This is a genomic window from Janthinobacterium sp. FT14W (assembly GCF_009208755.1).
GTDB classification, from domain to species: Bacteria; Pseudomonadota; Gammaproteobacteria; order Burkholderiales; family Burkholderiaceae_D; genus Janthinobacterium; species Janthinobacterium violaceinigrum.
In genome coordinates this window covers 1-21,959 of record NZ_WFLL01000031.1, presented here as the reverse complement: position 1 = coordinate 21,959, position 21,959 = coordinate 1, and the positions used below count along the sequence as shown (strand labels likewise).

Below are 21,959 nucleotides of genomic sequence, written 5' to 3'. Positions count from 1 at the left end.
GGAGATCGATAATGGCACTGCAATCCTTAGATATCCGGCGCCTGTCCGCCACCACGGTGACGCCGCCGCAAGCGCGTAGCCCGGTGACGGGCACCGTGGCCAAGCTGATCGACGTGTCGAAATGCATCGGCTGCAAGGCTTGCCAGACGGCGTGCATGGAATGGAACGACCTGCGTGACGAGGTCGGCGAAAACCATGGCACCTACGACAATCCGACGGACCTGACGCCGCAATCGTGGACGGTGATGCGTTTTGCCGAACACGAAAGCAACGACGGCAACCTCGAGTGGCTGATCCGCAAGGATGGCTGCATGCACTGCGAGGACCCGGGCTGCCTGAAAGCCTGCCCGGCGCCGGGCGCCATCGTGCAATACACGAACGGCATCGTCGATTTCCACCAGGAAAACTGCATCGGCTGCGGCTACTGCGTGGCCGGCTGTCCTTTCGACGTGCCCCGCATCTCGAAGAAGGACGACCGCGCCTACAAGTGCACCTTGTGCTCGGACCGCGTGGCCGTGGGCCAGGAACCGGCCTGCGTGAAGACGTGTCCGACGGGCGCCATCGTCTTCGGCACCAAGGAAGACATGAAGGTGCATGCGGAAGAGCGCATCGTCGACCTGAAGTCGCGCGGTTTCGAGAATGCGGGCCTGTATGACCCGCTGGGCGTGGGCGGCACGCACGTGATGTACGTGCTGCACCATGCCGACAAGCCGCGCCTGTATTCCAACCTGCCTGACAAGCCGAGCATCAGTCTGATGGTGGGCTTCTGGAAGGGCTGGGCCAAGCCGCTGGCCGTGGCCGGCATGGCGGCCACGGCGCTGGCGGGCCTGTTCCACTACACGCGCGTCGGTCCGAACGACGTGAGCAAGGATGAAGAGCGCGAAGCCCTGGACGAGGCCAAGCGCATCAAGGAGGGGCAGCATGAATCATCATGAACAGCACAGTGAACTGCACAATGGCAAGCTGTACGACAAGGATGGCAATCCGCTGATCCAGCGCTACAACCCCAACGAGCGCACGAATCACTGGGTCACCGCCATTACCTTCGTCATGCTGGCCCTGTCCGGCCTGGCCATGTTCCATCCGTCGATGGCGTGGCTGGCCAACCTGTTCGGCGGCGGGCAATGGACGCGCATCCTGCATCCGTTTGCCGGCCTGGTGATGTTCGTCTCGTTCGCAATCCTGGTGGTGCGCTTCTGGCACCACAACAAGTTCGAGGACGGCGACAAGCAGTGGCTGAAACAGATGGATGACGTGCTCAACAACCGCGAAGAAAAGCTGCCGAAGATCGGCAAGTACAATGCGGGCCAGAAGATGCTGTTCTTCGCCTTGCTGGCATGCATGTGCGGCCTGCTGTTGTCGGGCATCGTGATCTGGCGCGCGTATTTCGCGTTCTATTTCCCGATCCCCGTCATCCGCGCGGCCGCCTTGCTGCATGCCGTGTGCGCGTTCGGCATCATCTGCGCCATCATCGTGCACATCTACGCGGCCCTGTGGGTCAAGGGCTCGATCGGCGCCATGGTGCGCGGCACCGTCACCTACGGCTGGGCGCGCAAGCACCATCCGAAGTGGTTTGAGGCGGAGATGCGCAACAGCAAGGATTAAGCTGCTGCCAGTCACACCCGCTGCAAGAGCCGGGGCCGCTCCCACAGGATCGGCCCCTTTCTCTTTATCGATTAAAATAGTTTCGAAACACAGCCGCATCCGTCGGATGGGCTCGCCGAATGTACTCGGCCTTTTTTGATGGGAAAACTCCATTGGTACAACGCATACTCCAGCCAGGCGAAATCGAAGGCCTGGACCATAACGCGATTCCGCGCCTGCTGCTGCCGCAGCCTGACAGCCTGTTTACGGCGCGCGCCTTGCGCTTGCGCGAACTGGCGCAGGGCAAGATCAAGGGCATCCCCGTCGATGCGGGCATGCAGGGCTACCTGGTGCTGATGGCCGCGCTGGCCGATGCGCAGGCCGCAGTCGTCGCCAGACTGGCGCCCGGCGCCGTGCCCGTGGCCGACGCCGAAGTGCTGCGCCGCGCCATGGCCCACCGCATGCCCGTGCTGCCCGTCAACGGCGCCCGGCCACCCGTGTGGCGCGCTATTTTCGCCAGCCTGCTCGATGAACTGGCCGCCACGGCAGCCCGCCAGCCGGCCCTGTCCGGCGGCCTGCACCAGGTGCTGGCGCAGCTGCGCGCGCTCGATGACACGGCGCTCGATGCCTGCGCCGATGCCGTGCTCGACGAGAACGGCGACAACCTCAATCCCATGCATGCGCCGTTCGTCGCCGCCGCCCTGCAAGTGCTGTGGTCGACGTCGGCCAGCCAGCTGCGCGCCACGCGCGTGCCGGACCTGGAAACGGGCACCCTGTGCCCCGTCTGCGGCTCGCACCCCGTCGCCAGCGTGATCCGCATCGGCGGCGGGTCGCAGGGTTACCGCTATCTGCACTGCGGCATCTGCGAAAGCGAATGGCATATGGTGCGCGTGAAGTGCTCGACGTGCGAACAGAATGGCAAGATCGCCTACCAGGGCCTGGATGCGGCCGACGCGGCACCGTTCGACCCCGTGACGGCGAAGGACGACAAATTGCCGAACAAGGCGAACGATCCGAAGAAGGTGGCGCGCGCGGAAACCTGCGACGACTGCCATACCTACCGCAAGGTCTTCAACCAGGAGCACGATTACAACGTCGAGCCGCTGGCCGACGACCTGGCCAGCCTGATGCTCGACCTGCTGGTGGGCGAGGCGGGCTACCAGCGCGCCAGCGGCAATCCGCTGCTGTGGCTGGGGAAGAGCGAAAGCAGCGAGGGCCAGCCAGCATGACGGCCGGGCAAACCGTGCGCCTGCCGTCGGTGGACCGCATCCTGGGCGACGCGGTTTGCCTTGATTTGATCGTCCGGCATGGCCGCGTGCAGACGCTGGCCTGCGCGCGCGCCGTGCTGGCCGAACTGCGCACGGCCATGCTGGCGGGTGCAGTGTGCGAGGAGGGCGCATCGATTGCCGCCATCGCCGCGCAGATGGACGAACGCCTGCAGGCGCAGTCGCGCTCGCCGCTGCGCGCCGTCTTCAACCTGACGGGCACCGTGCTGCACACGAACCTGGGCCGGGCGCTGCTGCCCGACGCCGCCGTGCAAGCCGTGGTGGAAGCGCTGCAATGGCCGATGAACCTGGAATTCGACCTGGAGACGGGCAAGCGGGGCGACCGCGACGACCTGGTCGAGGAGCTGCTGCGCGAACTGACGGGGGCCGAAGCGGCCACCATCGTCAACAACAACGCGGCCGCCGTGCTGCTGATGCTCAATACCCTGGCGCAGGAAAGGGAAGTGATCGTCTCGCGCGGCGAACTGGTGGAAATCGGCGGCGCCTTCCGCATCCCCGACGTGATGACGCGCGCCGGCGCCGTGCTGCGCGAAGTGGGCAGCACCAACCGCACGCACCTGGCCGATTATGCGAACGGCGTCAATGAACGCACGGCCTTGCTGATGAAGGTCCATTGCAGCAATTACGCGATCACCGGCTTCACGAAAAGCGTGGAGCTGGACGAACTGGTGCCGCTGGCGGCGCAACACGGCGTGCCCACGGCCGTGGACCTGGGCAGCGGCACCCTGGTCGACCTGGCGCAATACGGTCTGCCGCATGAAACGACGGTGCGCGAAACCATCGAAGCGGGCGCCGACCTGGTGACGTTCAGCGGCGACAAGCTGCTGGGCGGCCCGCAATGCGGCGTCATCGTCGGGCGCGCCGACCTGATCGCAAAGATCAAGCGCAATCCCCTGAAACGCGCGCTGCGCGTGGGCAAGCTGACCCTGGCCGCCCTGGAGCCCGTGCTGCGGCTGTACCGCGCGCCGGACTTGCTGGCCGAGCGGCTGACCACCTTGCGCCTGCTGACGCGTCCCGCCGCCGCCATGCGCGCGCAGGCGGAGATCCTGCTGCCGCTGCTGCAGGGCGCGCTGGGCGCCTCCTACGTGGTGACGGCCGAAGCGATGCGCAGCCAGATCGGCAGCGGCGCCTTGCCCGTCGACCAGCTGCCCAGCTTTGGCCTGGCCATCCGCAGCGCGCCGGGCGCACGACTGAGCAATCCGCTGGGCGCGCTGGAACAGCGGCTGCGCGCCCTGCCGTGCCCCGTGATCGGGCGCATCGGCCAGGACACCCTGTGGCTGGACCTGCGCTGCCTGGAAGCGGCGCACGAGGCGGCCTTCCTCGCGCAGCTCGGCGAGTTGCGCGCATGATCGTCGGCACCGCAGGCCATATCGACCATGGCAAGACGACCTTGACGCGCGCGCTCACGGGCGCGCACACGGACCGCCTGAAGGAAGAGCAGGCGCGCGGCATCTCGATAGAACTGGGCTATGCCTACCTGCCGCTGCTTGACGGCACGGTGCTGGGCGTGATCGACGTGCCCGGCCACGAAAAATTCATCCGCACCATGGCTTCCGGCGTGACGGGCATCGACTTCGCCCTGCTGGTGGTGGCTGCCGACGACGGCATCATGCCGCAGACGCAGGAGCACCTGGCGATCTTGCAGCTGCTGGGCGTGGCGCGGGGCGCCGTGGCGCTGACCAAGGTCGACCGCGCCGATGGCGCCCGCGTGGCGCAGGTGGAAGCCGATATCGAGGCGCTGCTGGCCGGCACGCCGCTGGCGGGCAGTCCCATCTTCCCCACGGCCGCCAGCCAGGATAACGATCCCGGCGTGGCGGCCCTGCTGGCGCATTTGACGCAGGTGGCGCGCCGCCTGCCGCGGCGCGACGAGCGGCGCCTGTTCCGCCTGGGCGTGGACCGCGTATTCACCTTGTCGGGGCAGGGCACCATCGTCACCGGCACGGCGCTGGCCGGCATGGCCACGGTGGGCGCCACCTTGCAGCTGGCGCCCGGCGGCGCGCAAGCGCGCGTGCGCAGCATCCATGCGCAGAACCGCGCGGCCGAGACGGGCATGGCGGGCCAGCGCCTGGCGCTGAACCTGGCCGGCATCGACCGCGAACGCATCGAGCGGGGCAACTGGATCGTCGCGCCGGAACTGGCGCAGTGTTCCGAGCGCCTCGACGTGGAACTGACCCTGCTGCCCGACGCGGGCGTGCAATTGAAAGCCTGGTCGCCGCTGCACGTGCACCTGGGCGCGGCGCACCAGCTGGCGCGCGCCGTCATGCTCGATGGCGAGACGCTCTCGCCAGGGCAGACGGGCAGGGTGCAGCTGGTGTTCGATGCGCCCATGCACGGCGTGCCGGGCGACCGCTTCGTCGTGCGCAATGCGCAAGCCACGCAGACGGTGGGCGGCGGCATGGTGCTCGATCCGTTCGGTCCCGCGCGCAAGCGGCGCAGCCCGGCGCGCCTGGCCTGGCTGGACGCGCTGGCGGCGTTCGTCGCGCACGCCGATTATGCGGCCCTGCTGGCGCAAAGCCCGCTGGGCCTGCGCGAGTCGCTGCTCGTGCGCTTGTCGCTGCTGCCGGCCGCTGCCATCGCACTGCCGCCCGACACGCAACGCATCGGTTTGCGCGCCGGCGACGCCTTGCTGCTGGCACCGGCGGCGCGGGCCGTGCTGGAAGAGCGGATGCTGGCCGCGCTGGCCCAGTTCCACGCGCGCGCGCCGGACGAAGCGGGGCCGGAGCTGTGGCGCCTGAAGCGCATCGTCGACGCGGAGATGGAAGACGCCTTGTGGAGCCACCTGGTCGAAGGCTTGCTGGCGCAGGACAAGGTGCAGGCGCGCGGCGCCAGCCTGCACCTGCCCACCCACAGCGTGGAACTGACGCCGCAGGAGCAGGCCATGGCCGAGCCCTTGCTGGCAGCCCTGGCGCAAGGGCGCTTCGATCCGCCGTGGACGCGCGACCTGGCGCGCCACTTCGGCCTGGCCGAGGACGAAACGCGCCGGCTGCTGCGCAAACTGGCCAAGGCAGGCCAGATCAGCCAGGTGGTGCACGACCTGTTTTATCACCAGGCGGCGCTGGCCGAGCTGGCGCAGCTGGTGCGGGAACTGGCGCAAAGGGCCGAAGACGATGGCGGCTTGCCTGCCGGCAGCGGCGCCGTCGGGGCGGCCACCTTCCGCGATGCCAGCGGCCTGGGCCGCAAGCGGGCGATCCAGGTTCTGGAGTTCTTCGACCGCGTCGGTTATACTCGCCGTGTTGGCAATGGGCATCTATTACGCCCGCAGGCGCTGTGGTCCTATACTGCAGTCTTGCCCAGCAGCTAGCTCAGGCACCGCGGAAAGCACACTCATCCGGTGATGTGGCCGGGCTTCAAACCCGGTGGAGGGCGTCAGACGTTCTCCCGTAGGTTCGACTCCTACTGTTTTCCGCCACTTGCTCTTTTTTCCTTTCCCCCGCATGCAGAGCGTTCCGGCGTTGGCCTGTTGCCACGTTGTGGAAAATAAATGGCTTAATTGGCAATATGCGGCGATGCCGGCGCGGGCCGATGGTAACATCGGCTTGAATCCTCCGTAGCAGATGAAAGCAAGCATGAAACAAGCAAGCATGGCACGGCTGCTGGCAGCGGTGGCACTGATGCCGGCGCTGGCCGCGGCGGCGGACGTGCGCGTCGTCGGCGAGCACTTGCCGCCATCGAGCATGATGGAAGGTAATGTCGTCGTGGGACGTGAAACGCTCAAGGTGCGCGAGATCATGGCGCGCGCCGGCCTGTCCTACGGTATCGAACTGCTGCCGTGGAAGCGCGCGTATGCGCAGGCGCTGCGCGAAGCGGACACCTGCATCTTTTCCACCACGCGCACGCAGGAGCGCGAAGCGCAGTTTCGCTGGGTCGGCCCGCTGAACGAAGCGGAATGGGTGCTGTACGGCCTGGCCGAACGGCACCTGGCGCTGCGCACGCTCGACGATGCGCGCGGACTGGTGATCGGTACGGTGCTGGGCGACGCGCGCGACGACTACCTGCGCCAGCGGGGCCTGAGCGTGGCGCCCGTGACGCAGGAATGGCTCAATCCGCAAAAGCTGCTGCTCGGGCGCATCGACCTGTGGGCCGTGGGCATGGCGGTGGGCAGCAAGCCGTTTGCCGGCAAGCAGTGGGAGGGCAAGGTGGTGCCGCTGCTGACCTTCAACCGCGTGCAGACCTACCTGGCCTGCAACAAGCGGTTGCCCGAGGCGCAGGTGGCGGCCATGCAGCGCGCCGCTGCCGCCATGCGCCGCGACGGCAGCATGGCGCGCGAACAGCTGCGCTGATCCGGGGCGCAGGCTCAGCTCTCCAGCCACTGGCGCACGCAGTTGCGCCCTTCGCGCTTGGCCTGGTACAGGGCCTGGTCGGCATGGCTGTAGGCCGTCTCGAATGCCGTGCCGGCGCGGTTCCAGCTCAGGCCCACGCTGACGGTGATGGCGCGCGTGATGGGCGCCGCATGGCGCTGGCGGCCGACGGTGTCGCAGATGCGCTGCGCGATGGCGGCCGCGTCGTCGCGCGAGGACGTGGGCCAGACCACGGAAAATTCTTCGCCGCCCACGCGGCCGATGGCCGTCTCCTGTCCCAGCAGCTCCTTCAGGCAGTCGACCACGGCCTGGATCACGCCGTCGCCGGCCGGGTGGCCGAAGTCGTCGTTGACCTGCTTGAACAGGTCGATGTCGAGCACGATCAGGGCCATGTCGCCCTGCGCCAGGCAGCGCGAGGCGTGGTCGATCACGGCGCCGCGGTTCAGGGCGCCCGTCAGCGGGTCGTGCGTGGCGCGGTATTCGAGCTGGCCGGCCAGGGTCTGCAATTGCCGGTTCAGCAAATGCATGTCGCGCTCGGCGCGGTCGCTGCGGCCGATCAGGCGCCGCGTCTCGCGCATCAGCCGCTCGTAGTGATTGATCAGTTCACCGAGCACGCGGCGCTGCGCCTCGCCGCTGGCATGGCCGTCGGCGTGCATGCGGCGCGCGGCGGCCAGCGCGGCCGCTTCCACGGTGAACAGGTCGGGCTCCAGTTCGGCCTCGGAGATGGCGGCGCGCATGCTCTAGCTGCCCTGCACGGGATGGTCGCGGAAATCGAGCGCCGTGAAATCCTGCTGCAGCTCCTGGCCGAATTCCAGGATGGTGTCATCGTCCTCGTCGTGATACCAGTTCAGGCGCACCTGGTTGCCGTCCATGGCCGCCTGGTTCAGGGTGTCGAACAGGGTAAACAGCATCTTCGTGCTGGAGCTGTTGAAGTAGGCCAGCGAGACGTTGACGGTGATGGCGCTCTCGCGGCAGCCTTCCAGGTAGGCGCGTACGGCGGCGATCAGCGGGCCGTAGAAGGCGGCCGCGTTTTCCGGATACGACTCTCCCTTGATCGACAGGGTGTGCTGCTCGAAACGGAAGTCGATTTCGGGCGAACTCGGGGTCGCGGCGATGAACAGTGGTGACGGTAATTGCATATGCTTTCCTGAGTCGGCTCTTTCAAATGATGGCTTTGATGCAGAAGATGGTGTGCCCCGGCTCCTGGGGATCCTGGACGAATTCGAATTCCAGCGGCTCGCTGGCGTCGCGCGCCATGGTGAGGAAGCCCAGGCCCGCGCCCTTGCTGTCGGCCGGCGTTTCCTCGCGCAGGGCCTTCTTGTAGGCGAGACGGATTTCCTCCATCGTCATGGTGTGCAGCGGTTCCAGGCGGGCGCGGATCTGCGCCACGTTGTCCGTCGAGACGGGGTTGGCGCACAGCAGGAAAAAGCTGTCGCCGCGCGTGCCGATGCAGAACGAGCCGCGTCGCATCTGCTGGTCCAGCTGCGCATCGGGCGTCAGGCTGTCCGCCGAATAGTGCATGATGTTCTGCGACATCTCGATGAACGAGGAAAAGATGCGCCGCCGCGTGGGACCGGCCGCACCGGCCGTATCGAGGCGCGCCTTGATGGTTTCGGAAATGGCGCTGACCACGTGCTGCGAGAAATAGCCCACGTAAAAAAAGATGATGTTGCGCTTGCGCGCCACATCCCAAAACTCGTTGAATTCTTCGTACAGCACGTCCGTGCTCCTGGCTAGCCGGTGACCCGGTTTCTTGTTGATAAGGTGGCTCGATGGCGTCAAAACTACAGGCGGAAACAGAAAAAGGTCAGGTCGTCGCGGCGCGGCTGCCTGCCTTGCCAGGCGGCGCTGTCCTGCAGCAGCGCCGCCGCCACGTCGCTGGCGGGTGCGTCGCGCTGCGCCAGCAGCTGTTCGCGCATGCGCCGCTTGCCGTACGCAATGTCGCGCGCGCCGCCGATCTGGTCGAGCAAGCCGTCGGTGGTGATGAACAGCAGGCTGCCGGCGGGAATGTCCAGCGTCTCGTTGTGCCAGCAGTAGCCGGCCGGCGTGTCGACATAGCCCACGCCCATGCGCGCGCCGTCGATGGCGCGCACGGCGTCTGCGCCCGGCGCCACCACGTGCAGCGCCAGTTTCGCGCCCGCGAAGCGCAGGCTGGCGCTGGCCGCGTCATGGCACAGGAAGGCGCAATCCATGCCGTCGTTCGAGCCGGCGTGGCCCGTGGCTTCGCCGCTGCCCGCATCCTGGCCCAGCAGGGTCTTGATGGCGCGGCTGACGGCGCCGATCAGGGCGGCCGGGTCGCGCGGCCCCAGTTCGCGCAGGGCCTGGCTCAGGGCCGACGAGGCGATCAGGGTCATGAAGGCGCCCGGCACGCCGTGGCCCGTGCAGTCGGCGATGGCGGCGAACCAGCCGCCTTCGTAGCGTTCGAAAAAATAGAAGTCGCCGCCGACCACGTCGCGCGGCTGCCATTCCAGGTGCGCGTCGGGCAGGGTGGCGCGCAGTTCCGCATCCGAGGTGCGCAGCAGCGCGCGCTGGATCACGCTGGCGTAATCGATGCTGTGCATGATCTGCCGGTTCTTTTCCGCCTGCATGGTGGCCACCACGTTCATCAGCTGCAAGCCGAAACCCACGCCGGCCAGCGCGCCGTCCTCGGTGATGATGAAGCCGTCGGCCAGCGCCTTTTCGCCCGCTTCCACGGCGCGGAAGGTGAGGTCTTCGATGCTCATGGCGCCGTCGACGATCAGCGGTTCCTTGTCCATGAAGGCGATGCAGCTCTTCTTGCCGTACACCTCGTGATAGAAGGGCTTGGACATCTGCGACATGAAGATGTTGCGGCTGATCAAGCCGATGGGGCGCTGCTGTTCCGTGACGGGCAGGCTCATCATGTCGCGCCGTTCCGTGAACAGTTCCAGCACGGCGAAATTGCTGGCGTCGGCCTGCACCGATTCCGTGGGAATGCACAGGTCAAGCGCCACGGACGTGCGATAACGGGGAAGATGCAATCGAGAAGCGTTGAACTCCACAGCGGCTACCTTTACATGACGATCGGACCCTTGTTGTCGCGGCGGCAAGGCGACTGACAAACAGGCAATATCATCATGGTAGCTGCCGAATATGACGGCTTGATTACCAGCTTGTCAAAACCGTATGCAAGATGGCTGCATGGCAAGCACCTCACGGGCGCCGGGCCAGCCTCTGCGCCTGTGCCAGCCAGCGCTGTCTTTGTGCTTCCGTGGAATCGATGAGGGGGCCGAAACTGGCCACCCTGACGGGCTTGACGCCGCAAAATTCCAGCGTCGTCTTGCGCAGCTGGTGGATGCCGGGCATGTGGTAGATCCAGCGGAAATACCACGGCGGCGTGTCCATCGCCACCAGCAGCTGCGCCGTGCGGCCCTTCAGCAGCTGCGCCGGGAAGGCCTTGCCGGGGCGGTACTTGAAGGCGTAGCCGGGCAGGAAGACGCGGTCGACAAAGCCTTTCAGCAGGGCCGGCGCGCCGCCCCACCAGATCGGGTAGGCAAACACCAGGTGTTCGGCCCAGCGGATGGCTTCCTGCGCGGCCAGCAGGTCCGGCTCCAGCGGCTGCACCTGGCGGTAGCCTTCATGCAGGACGGGATCGAAGTCCAGCTGGCCCAGGCGCAGTTCGCGCACCGCGTGGCCCTGCGCGCGCGCCGATCCGGCATAGGCCTCGGCGAGGGCGGCGCAGAAACTGTCGTTGGACGGGTGGCCGAGGAGGATGAGAATGCGCTTGGGTGTCGTCTTGCTCATGATGCAGGCTTTCCATTAAAGAAGAGCTTGCATGCTAAAGCCTGCCCCTGGGGGCAGAGTCAAGCGCGTCGTTTCACGCTGCCTGCGGCTGCTGGCGCGCCAGGCAGTCGCGGATTTCCGTGTCGATGCCGGCCAGTTCCGCGTCGAGCTGGCGCAGGCGGGCGATATCCTGCTGCACCTGCGCGCGCTTGGCGGCGATGTGCCGCGACAGGGCGGCCCAGTCGGTATCGTCGCCGGCCAGGATGGGCAGCAGTTCGGCCAGGCGGAAGCCCAGGGTCTGCGCCTGGCGTATCAGCCTGACTTGCGCCAGGTCCTGCTGCGTATAGACGCGGTAGGCGCCGGAGCGGCGCACGTCGCCCAGCAAGCCCAGGGTTTCATAGTGGCGCAAGGCCTTGGGCGAGGTGCCCGCCAGGCGGGCGATTTCTCCGATGTACATGGCTGTCCTTTCTTGAGCATGGGCGGGCGCAGTGTAGCGCAAGACGGGGCAGGGCGGAACGCCGCGCCGCCCCGGCGCGCTCAGGCCCGGCGCGGCGGGATCTTCTTGGCCGTGCACTCGGCGCAGGTGCCGTACAGCGACAGCGCGTGTTCGTGCAGCACGAAGCCCCGTTCGGCGGCGATCTCGTTCTGGCGCAGTTCGATGCCTTCGTCGACGAATTCATCGACCTTGCCGCAGCCCGTGCAGACCAGGTGGTCGTGGTGCTGGCCTTCGTTCAATTCGAAGACGGCGTGGCCCGATTCGAAATGCCGGCGAAACAGGATGCCCGCTTCGGCAAACTGCATCAGCACGCGGTAGATGGTGGCCAGGCCCACGTCGATCTTTTCAGCCAGCAAGAGTTTGTAGACATCGTCCGCGCTCAGGTGCTTGATCGTGCCTTCTTGAAACAGCTGCAGAATCCGCAAGCGGGGGATGGTCACTTTCAAGCCCGATTCACGCAGTTCCCTCAATATATCCATGTCTCCCATTCCTTTTTGTGGTCGCCTGAGCGTGCGCTTAAGCGTGATCCTGCATTATATCGCAAATGATAATCATTACTATTCTCATCTGTGTCGTGTGAGATGCGAATATTATGCTGCGGGGGCAGGCGGCAATCCAGTGACATCGGCGCAAGTGGCGCTTGCGCCGGGAGCAACTTGTGCCGGCGCTATGGTGCGGATGAAAAAATCGTGCTCGAATCGCTATACTGTGCAGAAATGAATAACAATGGAGGGGGCATGGACCGATTTGATGCGATGCGCATTTTTACGCGCATCGTCGAACTGCGCAGTTTCACGCAGGCGGCGCATGATCTCGGCTACCCGAAGGCCACCGTCACGCATGCCATCAAGCAACTCGAAGCGCGCCTGCGCGTGCGCCTGCTGCAGCGGACCACGCGGCAAGTGACCCCCACGCCCGATGGCGACGCGTATTATCAGCGCTGCGTGCGTCTGCTGGCGGACCTGGAAGAAACGGAAGCCGTGTTTTCCTCGGCGGCGCAGCAGCCGGCCGGCAAGCTGCGCGTCGACTTGCACGCCACCCTGGCCATGCATTTCGTGATGCCCGTGCTGGACCGGTTTTGCGCCCGCTATCCGCTGATCGAACTGGAAATCGGCATGGGCGACCGCCTCGTCGACCTGGTGCGCGAAGGCGTCGATTGCGTGCTGCGCGTGGGTGAACTGGGCGACTCGTCCATGGTGGCGCGTCGCGTGGCGCTGCTCGAGCAGGTGACGTGCGCCAGCCCCGCCTACCTGGCCGCGCACGGCACGCCGGAGCATCTGGCGCAACTGGACGGCCACCGCGCCGTCAATTTTTTTTCCGCCCGGACGGGCAAGGTCTGGCCCTTCGATTTCAAGGTGGCGGGACAGCGCCACAGCGTGGCCTTGGGGGGCACGGTGTCCGTCAACAATGCGGACGCGTATCACGCCTGCTGCCGCGCGGGCATGGGCTTGATCCAGGCGCCCCGCTATCACCTGGAGCGGGCGCTGGCGGCCGGCGAACTGGTGGAAGTGCTGCGCGACTTGCGGCCCGACCCGCTGCCCGTGTCCGTGCTGTATCCCCATCACCGGCAATTGTCGCCGCGCGTGCGCGTGTTTGCCGACTGGGTCGCCAGCCTGTTTATCGCAGTGAATTAATTTTGCATTGCGGCATTTCTTGACCTGTGTAAAGGAAAAAATCCCTCTTTCCAGCCCTTCTGGCCCTATTTGATGTGGATCAAAGTTTTTGTTGCGCTGCACTCTTAGACTTCGCAGCGTTACTTAACGACAAAAAGAGGGAACTAGAATGAAGAAGTCCGCAACTGCAGCAGCAATCGTCCTGGCCGCCATTGGCGCATTCGCCGGTAACGCAATGGCACAGGAAGGCCCATGGCTGGTTCGTGCACGCGCCGTGCACCTCGACCCGGCCGACAAATCTGCTCCGATCGGCGGCGTGGGCGCATCCGACCGTTTGCATGTCAGCAGCAAGACGATTCCTGAAATCGATATCTCGTATTTCTTTACCCCCAATATCGCTGCCGAATTGATCCTGACGTATCCGCAAAAGCATGACGTCAAGCTCGACGGTAGTAATATCGGTACCTTCAAGCACTTGCCGCCGACCCTGTCGCTGCAATATCACTTCATGCCTGAAAAACAGTTCAGCCCTTACGTGGGCGCGGGCGTGAACTACACGAATATTTCCGATGTGAAATTGCTGAACGGCGCCGGCCGCCTGGAACACGACAGCTGGGGCTTCGCGCTGCAAGCTGGCGTCGACTACAAGCTCGATAAAAACTGGTCGCTGAACTTCGACATCAAGAAAGTGCAGATCCGCAGCGACGTCTTCATCGGCGGCGCCAAGGCCAGCGAAGTCAAGGTGGATCCGCTGCTGATCGGCGTCGGCGTCGGCTACCGCTTCTAAGTGTTGAACATGCCTGCGTAGCGCGGGTAAAAAAAAGGACGGCAACAGCCGTCCTTTTTTACGTGTATAACGCGCCGGCTTATTTTTTCAGCGTCTTTTCCAGCGCCAGCTGGTAGTCCGTCTTTTCGTAGCCGGGCAGGTATTTGTTCGTCGCGTCGAGGAAGGCGCGCGAGCGGTAGGCCGCTTCCAGGTCCTTGACCCATGGCTTGGCCTTGTCGGCCGTGCGGATGGCCACCAGGTTGATGTAGCTGTCCGAGATCTTTTCCACGCTCAGCGCGGACGTCAGCTTCATGCCGGCGGCCAGGGCGAAGTTACCGTTCACAAAAGCGTAGTCGGCGTCGGCCAGCGAACGTGGCAGCTGCGCCGCTTCCAGCGGCACCAGTTTCAGCTTCTTCGGGTTTTCCAGCACGTCGCGCTCGGACGCGCGCAGCGGGTCGACGTTCGGTTTCAGCTTGATCCAGCCCATCTTGGCCAGCATCACCAGCGCGCGCGCCTGGTTGGTGGGATCGTTCGGCATGGTGATGGTGGCGCCGTTCCTGACTTCCGCCAGCGTTTTCTGCTTGCCGCCGTACAGGCCGATCGGCATGGTCGGCACGGTGATCAAGGAGCTCAATGGCAGCTTGTTATCGGTGGCGAACTTGGTCAGATACACGATGTGCTGGAATACGTTGGCGTCCAGCGACCCTTCGGCCAGCGCGTAGTTCGGCTGCACGTAGTCGTTGAATTCCACGATCTTGACCTTGTAGCCCTGTTTTTCCAGGATAGGCTTGATACCCAGCTTCAGCTGGTCGGAATACGGACCGGAGCTGGTGCCGATGACGAGTTCTTTCGGGTCCTTGGCATGGGCGGCGGTGGCGAAGGCCAGGCTGGCGGCGGCCAGGAGCAGGTTGCGGCGTATGTGGTTCATGTATGTCCTTGTTTCTGAATGGGGATTAACGTTTGTCGAGGCGCTTGGCGATGCGCGTGCCGGCGAACTGGATGGTTTGCACCAGCACGATCAGGATGGCTACGGTGGCGACCATGATGTCCGTCTCGAAGCGGTAGTAGCCGTAGCGGATGGCCAGGTCGCCGATGCCGCCGCCGCCCACCACGCCGGCCACGGCCGAATACGACAGGAAGCTGATCGACAGCACGGTCAGGGCCAGCACCAGGCCGGAGCGCGCTTCCACCAGCAGCACGCGGAAGATGATCTGCATTTCCGACGCGCCCATGGCGTGCGCCGCTTCGATCACGCCGCGCGGCACTTCGCGCAGGTTCTGTTCCACCAGGCGCGCCAGGTAGGGAATGGCGGCGAACGACAGCGGCACGCTGGCTGCCAGCGGGCCGATCGAAGTGCCCGCGATGATGCGTGTAAACGGCGTCAGGGCGACGAGCAGAATGATGAAGGGGAAGCTGCGCACGGTATTGACCAGCCAGCCCAGGATCGTCGACAGGGGGCGGTTTTCCAGCGACTGGCCTTCCGAGACGAGGAACAGCAGGATGCCCAGCGGGCCGCCGATCAGGATGGCGGCCGTCAGGCCGATGCCCAGCATCGTCATGGTCTGGCCCAGGGCCACCCAGATTTCCGGCAGCAGCTTGATGACGTTATTGATCGATTCTTCAAACATGTGTTGCATCCTTCCATGCGGTGGCTTCAAACGCCTCGGTGCCGTAGTAAGCCAGCTCGCGTCCCAGCGCCGTCTTGCGCGGGGTGGCCGTGTCGCTCAGGTCGAATTGTTCGGCGATGGCGCCGTTTTCCACGACGGCCACGCGGTTGCAGATGGCGCCCAGCACCGACAGCTCATGGCTGACGATTACGATGGTCACGCCCAGACGCGCGTTGATGTCGCGCAGGGTGTCGAGCAGGGCGCGCGTCGTTTCCGCGTCCAGCGCGGACGTCGGTTCGTCGCACAGCAGCACGTCCGGGTGGCTGGCCAGCGCGCGGGCAATCGCCACGCGCTGCTTTTGCCCGCCCGATAATTGCGCCGGATAGCTGTGCAGCTTGTCGGACAGACCCACCAGCGCCAGGCATTCCTCGACCCTGGCGGCGATCTGCTCGCCCTTGGCCGCGCCATGGATTTTCAGGGGGAAGGCGACGTTGTCGAAGACGCTGGCGTTCTGCAGCAGATTGAATTGCTGGAAAATCATGCCGATGTTCTGGCGCGCGTCGCGCAAGGCGCTCTTGCTCAGGCGCGTCAGTTCGCGCCCGGCCACGGTAATGGTGCCGCTGTCGGGACGCTCGAGCAGGTTAATCAGGCGCAGCAAGGTCGATTTGCCGGCGCCGCTCTTGCCGATCAGGCCGAAAATATCACCGGGATAGACTTCCAGCGTGACCGATTTGACCGCGTGGAATTGTTCGCCTTTGGGCAGCGCGAAGGTCTTGTTCGCGCCATCGATGCGAATCACCGGCGTACGGTGTGGTGTGGTCATGCAGTGTTTCCTTTTTTATTGGACCGTGACAGGCGGGTAAAGGGGCCGGATCGGGATGGATCGGGCCGGCCTGAAACGTCGGTTGCGTAGTATACCTCCGATCGTGTTATTACTCCTACGACAGAATCTTGCTTTGAATATGCAAATAATGTCTATATGGATGTTTTGCAAGAGCAAAAGCGGATTTTTGGCGCTCAGCCGATAGAAAATTCGACGGGAATCGACAATTCGAGCGGATCCGGCCGTTCCTTGGGGATGCGCGGCAGCGGCGCGGCGCGCTGCAGGGTGTCGAGCGCGGCCTGGTCCAGCGCCGCGGAGCCGGAACTGTGCTCGATGGCGGCGGCCAGTACCTGGCCGTCGCGGTCGATGCGGCAGCGCAGGTAGACCACGCCCTGTTCCTGTCTTGCACGCGAGGCCGTCGGATAGCGGCGGAAGCGTTCCATGCGCGCCAGCACCTTGCCTTCCCAGCTGGAAACGCCGCTGTGCTGCTCCTGCGGCGCGGGCGGCAGGGCGGGCGAAGGGGGTGCCGCCGCCACGGAAAGCGCCGCGGCCGGCGCCGGCGTCACGGGCGCATGGCGCACCTCGGCGACGGCGGCGAGGCTCTCCGCTTGCGGCGGCATGGGCGCCGCCTCGGGCTGCGGCAGCACGAATTGGCGGATGGCCGGCGCTGTTTTTTTGGCAATGGCGGCGGACGGTGCGGCGGCCGCGCTGACCTGTTCAGCAAGATTCTGCTCCAAAGGCCGGGGCGGGGCGGCGGGCAGCAACAGCAGCATGGCCGGCTGCGCGGCGTCGGGCACGCGGGCCAGCACGGGGGCGGCGGGGGCGCGCTGGTACAGCGCCCAGCCCAGCAGGGCGCCGTGCATGGCGAAGACGGCGGCAACCGTCAGCGGACGGCGCCAGTCCGTGGGCGGCGCCGGTGTTGCGCCGGCCGCTGGCGGCGGTCCGTTCGGGCGGCGCAGCAGATAGATGATGACGGCGATTTCCATCGCGCCCACCATGGCGATCACCCACCATGGCGGATGGCCCAGGCACATGGCGACGAAGCCGATGGCCATGCCCAGGCAGGCCATGGCCTTGCCGCGCCGCGACACGGCGCGGTGTTCGCGCCACTGGCGCAGCGGCGCGCCGAAGCGCGGATGGTGCAGCAGCCAGTGCTCCAGGCGCGGCGAGGCGCGGCTGAAACAGGCCAGCGCCAGGATCAGGAAGATCGTCGTCGGCATGACGGGCAGCAGGGCGCCGATCACGCCCAGCGCCACCATCAGCATGCCGGCGGCCGTCCACGCCCAGCGGCGCAGGCGTGCCGTGTGGGCTTCCGCGCCGGCCCGGGTCACTGGCTCTTCCATCAGGCGCAGGCCTCCACGTGGCCGTGCATGCGCAGGAAGGCGGCGCGCGCGCCGTCGATCACGCGCGCTTCGCCGGCGCCGTCGAGGGTGGCCGTGTCGAGCACGGACGTGAACTCGCGCCAGTGGCGCGCGCGTCCGTCAGGATGGCCGGCCAGGTGGCGCGCGCCGTGATGCTCGTCCAGGCCTATCTTGCCGGCCAGCTTGTACAGGATGGCGGCGCCCAGTTTCGAGCCTTCGCTCACATACAGCCAGCCCAGCGCCGTGGCCAGGTCCAGCTGCGCGTCGAATGGCGGCGTGGCCGCATCGGCCGGCAGGGCCGTGTCCAGGTCGCGCAGGTCGGCCGCGATGCTGGCGTAGCGGCGGCGCTGTTCCAGGTCGGGCAGCAGGGCGGCCAGCTGCGCGTTGTCGTACAGCGCGTCGACGTCGCGCAAGAACGCGTACTGCGCCTGCAGGAAGCGCGCGTAGCTGGCGCGGCTGGAGAAAGGGGCGCTGGCCATGATGCGCTGGTCCAGCAGGTCGTGGGTGGCCATGGTGTCGGCTTTCAGGCGCTGGCTGCGGGTCGGCGCAGGGTTGGTCGGGATGGCGTTCGGGGTGATGCCGGTATCGCTTGCTGCATTCATGATGGGTCGTTTCTGCTTTCTATTATAAGGATGAATCACATTAAAATCGCATGCCGAGGGTGACGCGTGCCGTGCGGCCCGGTCCCGGCATCAGGCTCAGGGTCAGCGGATCGAGGTAGTAGCGGTCCGTCAGGTTGTCCACCGCCACGTCGACGGTGGCGTTGGGCGTGATCTTGTAGCTGGCGAACAGGTCGGCCAGGGTGTAGGCCTGCGTCAGCACCTGCGGCGAGGTGCCCGTCCACGTCTGCCATACGGCCTTGTCGTCCTGGCGCGCCAGCGGATGGCCCACGTGCGTCAGGCGCGTGCCCACCGTGAGCTTTTCCTGCAGCCAGCGCGTGCCCAGGGTCAGGTTGGCGCTCAGCTTGGGCTGGATGTGGTTGCTCACGTAGGAACTGGTAAAGCCGATGGGCGAGCAGTCGGGCGTGTTCCAGATATCGGATTTCCAGCTGCTGGCCTTGCGCAGATAGGCCGCCGTGGCCGCGTCGCAGATCATCGTCTTGCGGTTCCAGGTGCCGGAAAAATCGGCGAACAGCGTGCCGCGGTCATACGCCGATTGCAGCTCGACGCCCGAGACGCTGTATTTGTCCGTGTTCGCCATCGAGAAGTTCTGCGCATAGGCCGGCAGGTCCGGGATCGGGCGGCGCGTGATGTAGCCGTGCGTGACGTTGTCGAAGTAGGAGAGGCGCAGGCGCAGCTTGTCGCTGGCGCGCCACACGCCGTCCTTGACCAGGCTGACGCCGATTTCGCGGTTGTGGCTGCGCTCGGGCTTGAGCGGCGACGAGTAGGTGGCCGAAAAGCCCATCGTCGATTCGTACAGGCTGGGCATGCGCAAGCCGCGCGCGTCGCGCAGGAACAGGCTGACGCTGTCGGACAGGCGCGCCGTCAGCGCGACAGTGGGCGAAAAGCCGTGGTCCTTGCGGCGGATCGGCGTGCTGTACTTGAACTGGCCGGGGATGGCGTCGCGGAAGACATAGTCGTTGCCGCTCCAGTCGTCGACGCGCGCAACGTCCAGCGGCACGGGGTCGGCGCCATAGTTTTCCAGCATGCCGCCCACCAGCGCGGGATTGGTGGCGGGCGTGAACCGGCCCTGCGCATCCTGGTACCACTTTGCCGCACCGATCTGCTCGCCGTCCTTGTCCCACATGGTGACCCATTGCCAGCCCTGCGGGTGGTATTGCTGTTCCGCGCGGCGGTTGCGGTCGCGCGTCTCGAAGCGCTGGAAGCGGCCGCCCGCGTCGACGGTCAGCCAGTCGCGCGCCTGCCACTGCAGCGAGGCGAACACGCTCTGTTCCTGGCGCTTGCCGTTGCGCAGCGTGTGATTGGCGTTCAGGTCTTCATCGAGGATGCGCACGCTGTCGGCCGGGCCGATATCTTCATTTTGCAGGGACAGGCCGTAGTCCAGCTTGAGCGCGCCCATGCCGGTGGCGAAGCGCGAGGTATTCGTCAGGTCCGCGCCCACGCGGCGCGCCTGGTTCTTCGCCAGGTACAGCACTTCCACGCATTCCTTGCATTCGTGGTCGCCCGGATTGGGCTTGCCTTCCAGCGGATTGCTGAAGATGTCGCCGTTGCGCGACTTGCTCTGCATGTCCGTCAGCCACAGGTTGGCCTTCAGGTCGATCAGGCCCTGGCCTTCGGGCTTCCATTCGTAGCGCGCCGTCAGCGCGTTCGTGCGCACCTGGCTGGGGTTCCACTGGGGGATGCTGCCGGTGCTGTTGCGGTAGATTTGCGAGGGCATGATTTCGCCGTAGCTGCTGTCGAAATAGCGGTAGCCCAGCTCCAGTTTCTGTTCGTGCGGCAGGCGCAGGTTGGCCTTCAGCAGGGCCGAGGTGGTGCGGTTGGCCGTGTTCAGCACTTCGTCGCCCTTCTTGAAGAACTGCGTCACGCCATCGTCGCCGCCCCATGCATTGGGCAGCTGATAGCGTTCGAAGCCCCGCGTGCCGGAAAAATAGTTGCCGATGCTGCGGTGGCTGACGGCGGCCACCAGGTCGTAGTCGTCCTGGCGCGTGGCCACGGCGATGCTGCCAAAGCCGCTGCGCGGGTCGCCCAGCTTGTTGCGGTGCGTGCGCGGCGCGCTGCCGAAATCCGTGGGCGCCGTGACGCTGTTGTCCTGGATGCCGCCGCGCAGGCGCAGGCCCGTGCGCTGGCCCGCCAGCAAAATATCTTCCGGGCGCAGGGTCTGCATGCTGACCATGCCGCCGATGGCGCCCGCGCCCTGCGCCGACAGGTTCGGGCCCTTGTCGATGCGGATGGCGCTGATCAGGTCCGGGTCGATGTAGCTGCGGTCGGCGATGCCCGCGTAGCCGCGGTAGACGGTCGACGATTGCAGGCTGCCGTCGATCAGCACGGGCACGCGGCCCTGGCCCTGCATGCCGCGCACGTTGACGTCGACGGCGCCGCTGTTGCGGCTGTCGCCCACCTGCACGCCGGCCACGCCCTTGAAGATGTCGGCCGGCGAGGTGCCGCGGAAGCGCTCGATCTGTTCGCGGCCGATGTACACGGAGGCGGCCGGCGTCAGGTAGGGCAGGTCGGCCGGGTCCGTGTCTTCCGCCTCGAACGTGCCGCTGCCGCCCTGGCCGTTCACGCGCAGGGTGCCGATCTGCACGGCGCCGGCAGCGACGGGCGCGGCGGCGCTGATGATGATGGTCGTGCCGCCCTGCAGCTGCGCCTGCAGGCCGCTGCCGGCCAGCAGCTGGCGCAGCGCATCGGACAGCGAATGGCGGCCCTGCAGCGGCGCGCTGTGCCGGCCTTCCGTCAGGCGCGCATCGGCCAGCAGTACCATGCCGGCCTGGCGCGCCAGCTCATTCAGGGCGCGGCTCAAAGGCTGCGCGGGGATGCGCCATTCCACCTGCGGCGCCGGCGCGGCGGCGGCATGCAGGGCGGGCGTGGCGAAGGCCAGGCCGATGGCCAGGAACAGGGGCGAGAGGCGGGCGTGCAAGCGATGGCGCGGTAAAGTCATGTGCATGTTTTTCCTATGGTGATGTGGTGATCATTCATAGTTAAAACGAATGAGTATCATTTACCCTGACGTGCGGATTGATTTTATTTCCTTGCATGTTCAAAAAAATCAGCGGGCGAGGATATGCAGCTTGCCGTCCTGGCGCAGCAGGCGCACGGGCAGGGCCAGCGGCAGGGCGGCGGCAAATTGCGCGGGCAGCCTGGCGTCGAAGCTGCCGTTCAGGCGCAGGCCCGCCAGCGCGGGATCGCCGAGCACGAGGCCCGTGTCGCCATAGCGCTCGAATTCGGCCAGCGCCTCGGCCAGGGTGGCATCCTCGAAATCGAGGCGCCCTGTGCGCCAGTTGCCCACCGCCTGCGCACTGACCCTGGCCGGCGCTTGCATGCCCTGCGGCGTGACGGTGACGCTGTCGCCGGCCCGCAGCACGGCGGCTGGCGCGCCGCTGGCACCTTCCACGCGCACCGTGCCTTGCGCCACGCTGACTTGCGTGGCGCTGTCCACATGGCGCACGGCAAAATGCGTGCCCAGCACCGTCGCCGTGGCCGCTCCCGCCACGACCTGGAATGGCCGCTCGGCATCCGCGTGCACATGGAACATGGCCTGGCCGCGCAGCAGGCGCACGCTGCGCCGGTCGCGGTACAGGGCCACGTCGACGGCGCTGCCGCTATCGAGTTCGATGCGGCTGCCGTCGGGCAGGATCTGCGTGGCGAACTGGCCGCGCGCCGTGCTGTAGTCGTGCTGGAAGCCGGGCTGGCGCAAATGGCCGGCCAGCGGCCAGGCCAGCAGGCCGCACAGCAGCAGGCAGCCGCCGGCCAGCGCGCCGCGCGGC

Annotated in this window: 22 protein-coding genes and 1 tRNA gene; 9 read left to right on the top strand and 14 right to left on the bottom strand. The window is 66.2% G+C overall.

Annotated elements, in window-relative coordinates:
- Positions 1–11: 11 nt before the first annotated feature.
- From fdxH to GCN74_RS19585, 7 genes are all read left to right on the top strand, one after another.
- Positions 12–935: a formate dehydrogenase subunit beta gene (gene fdxH / locus GCN74_RS19615; protein ID WP_152258227.1), complete on the top strand. Its 924-nt coding sequence runs from the start codon at positions 12–14 to the stop codon at positions 933–935.
- On the top strand, positions 922–1,605 hold the full coding sequence (locus GCN74_RS19610) for a formate dehydrogenase subunit gamma (protein ID WP_226939124.1): 684 nt from the start codon (positions 922–924) through the stop codon (positions 1,603–1,605). Before fdxH ends, GCN74_RS19610 begins: the two co-directional genes overlap by 14 nt.
- A 152-nt stretch (positions 1,606–1,757) precedes the next feature.
- Positions 1,758–2,813, top strand: coding sequence for a formate dehydrogenase accessory protein FdhE (gene fdhE / locus GCN74_RS19605; RefSeq protein WP_152258226.1), 1,056 nt, complete (start codon positions 1,758–1,760; stop codon positions 2,811–2,813).
- A complete protein-coding gene (gene selA, locus GCN74_RS19600; RefSeq protein WP_152258225.1) occupies positions 2,810–4,219 on the top strand; it encodes an L-seryl-tRNA(Sec) selenium transferase in 1,410 nt (469 codons plus the stop codon). The genes fdhE and selA overlap by 4 nt, the downstream gene beginning before the upstream one ends.
- Positions 4,216–6,171 carry a selenocysteine-specific translation elongation factor gene (gene selB / locus GCN74_RS19595; RefSeq protein WP_152258224.1) on the top strand — a complete coding sequence of 652 codons (1,956 nt, stop codon included), beginning with the start codon at positions 4,216–4,218 and terminating at the stop codon, positions 6,169–6,171. Before selA ends, selB begins: the two co-directional genes overlap by 4 nt.
- 12 nt (positions 6,172–6,183) lie before the next feature.
- Positions 6,184–6,279 (top strand) — tRNA-Sec (locus GCN74_RS19590).
- Between the two features lie 157 nt (positions 6,280–6,436).
- Positions 6,437–7,150: a substrate-binding periplasmic protein gene (locus tag GCN74_RS19585; protein WP_152258223.1), complete on the top strand. Its 714-nt coding sequence runs from the start codon at positions 6,437–6,439 to the stop codon at positions 7,148–7,150.
- A 14-nt stretch (positions 7,151–7,164) separates the two neighbouring features.
- On the opposite strand, the gene GCN74_RS19580 is transcribed toward GCN74_RS19585, so the two are convergent.
- The 7 genes from GCN74_RS19580 to fur all read right to left on the bottom strand — a co-directional run bounded on the left by GCN74_RS19580 (position 7,165) and on the right by fur (position 11,884).
- On the bottom strand, positions 7,165–7,905 hold the full coding sequence (locus GCN74_RS19580; RefSeq protein ID WP_152258222.1) for a GGDEF domain-containing protein: 741 nt from the start codon (positions 7,903–7,905) through the stop codon (positions 7,165–7,167).
- 3 nt (positions 7,906–7,908) lie between these two features.
- Positions 7,909–8,307 carry a DUF1987 domain-containing protein gene (locus tag GCN74_RS19575; RefSeq protein WP_152258221.1) on the bottom strand — a complete coding sequence of 133 codons (399 nt, stop codon included), beginning with the start codon at positions 8,305–8,307 and terminating at the stop codon, positions 7,909–7,911.
- A gap of 22 nt (positions 8,308–8,329) precedes the next feature.
- A complete protein-coding gene (locus GCN74_RS19570) occupies positions 8,330–8,887 on the bottom strand; it encodes a SiaB family protein kinase (RefSeq protein WP_071322933.1) in 558 nt (185 codons plus the stop codon).
- A gap of 65 nt (positions 8,888–8,952) precedes the next feature.
- Positions 8,953–10,167: a SpoIIE family protein phosphatase gene (locus GCN74_RS19565; RefSeq protein ID WP_193317165.1), complete on the bottom strand. Its 1,215-nt coding sequence runs from the start codon at positions 10,165–10,167 to the stop codon at positions 8,953–8,955.
- Positions 10,168–10,339: 172 nt separating this feature from the next.
- A complete protein-coding gene (locus GCN74_RS19560) occupies positions 10,340–10,930 on the bottom strand; it encodes an NAD(P)H-dependent oxidoreductase (protein WP_152258219.1) in 591 nt (196 codons plus the stop codon).
- Between the two features lie 73 nt (positions 10,931–11,003).
- A complete protein-coding gene (locus tag GCN74_RS19555; RefSeq protein WP_152258218.1) occupies positions 11,004–11,366 on the bottom strand; it encodes a MerR family transcriptional regulator in 363 nt (120 codons plus the stop codon).
- Positions 11,367–11,446: 80 nt separating this feature from the next.
- The gene (fur, locus tag GCN74_RS19550; RefSeq protein ID WP_152258217.1) at positions 11,447–11,884 is read right to left on the bottom strand and encodes a ferric iron uptake transcriptional regulator; all 438 of its coding nucleotides are present in this window, start codon (positions 11,882–11,884) and stop codon (positions 11,447–11,449) included.
- A gap of 258 nt (positions 11,885–12,142) precedes the next feature.
- On the opposite strand from fur, the gene GCN74_RS19545 reads away from it, so the two are divergent.
- The gene (locus GCN74_RS19545; RefSeq protein WP_152258216.1) at positions 12,143–13,039 is read left to right on the top strand and encodes a LysR family transcriptional regulator; all 897 of its coding nucleotides are present in this window, start codon (positions 12,143–12,145) and stop codon (positions 13,037–13,039) included.
- 148 nt (positions 13,040–13,187) lie between these two features.
- Positions 13,188–13,805 (top strand): OmpW/AlkL family protein, encoded by a 618-nt coding sequence (locus tag GCN74_RS19540; RefSeq protein WP_152258215.1) that lies wholly within the window; start codon positions 13,188–13,190, stop codon positions 13,803–13,805.
- A gap of 79 nt (positions 13,806–13,884) precedes the next feature.
- Here GCN74_RS19540 and GCN74_RS19535 read toward each other — a convergent pair whose 3' ends face one another.
- From GCN74_RS19535 to GCN74_RS19505, 7 genes are all read right to left on the bottom strand, one after another.
- Positions 13,885–14,712, bottom strand: coding sequence for a MetQ/NlpA family ABC transporter substrate-binding protein (locus tag GCN74_RS19535; RefSeq protein WP_152258214.1), 828 nt, complete (start codon positions 14,710–14,712; stop codon positions 13,885–13,887).
- 25 nt (positions 14,713–14,737) lie between these two features.
- Positions 14,738–15,412, bottom strand: coding sequence for a methionine ABC transporter permease (locus tag GCN74_RS19530; protein ID WP_152251093.1), 675 nt, complete (start codon positions 15,410–15,412; stop codon positions 14,738–14,740).
- Entirely contained in the window at positions 15,405–16,214 is an 810-nt protein-coding gene (locus GCN74_RS19525; protein ID WP_152258213.1) for a methionine ABC transporter ATP-binding protein, read from the bottom strand. Before GCN74_RS19525 ends, GCN74_RS19530 begins: the two co-directional genes overlap by 8 nt.
- 194 nt (positions 16,215–16,408) lie before the next feature.
- Entirely contained in the window at positions 16,409–17,557 is a 1,149-nt protein-coding gene (locus GCN74_RS29740) for a TonB family protein (protein WP_193317164.1), read from the bottom strand.
- A complete protein-coding gene (locus GCN74_RS19515) occupies positions 17,557–18,177 on the bottom strand; it encodes a biliverdin-producing heme oxygenase (protein ID WP_152258212.1) in 621 nt (206 codons plus the stop codon). The genes GCN74_RS29740 and GCN74_RS19515 overlap by 1 nt, the downstream gene beginning before the upstream one ends.
- A 40-nt stretch (positions 18,178–18,217) precedes the next feature.
- Positions 18,218–21,139, bottom strand: a complete 2,922-nt coding sequence (locus GCN74_RS19510; protein WP_152258211.1) for a TonB-dependent receptor — start codon at positions 21,137–21,139, stop codon at positions 18,218–18,220.
- Between the two features lie 102 nt (positions 21,140–21,241).
- Positions 21,242–21,959 (bottom strand): FecR family protein (locus tag GCN74_RS19505; RefSeq protein ID WP_319633476.1); only part of this gene is annotated, 718 nt, incomplete at its 5' end.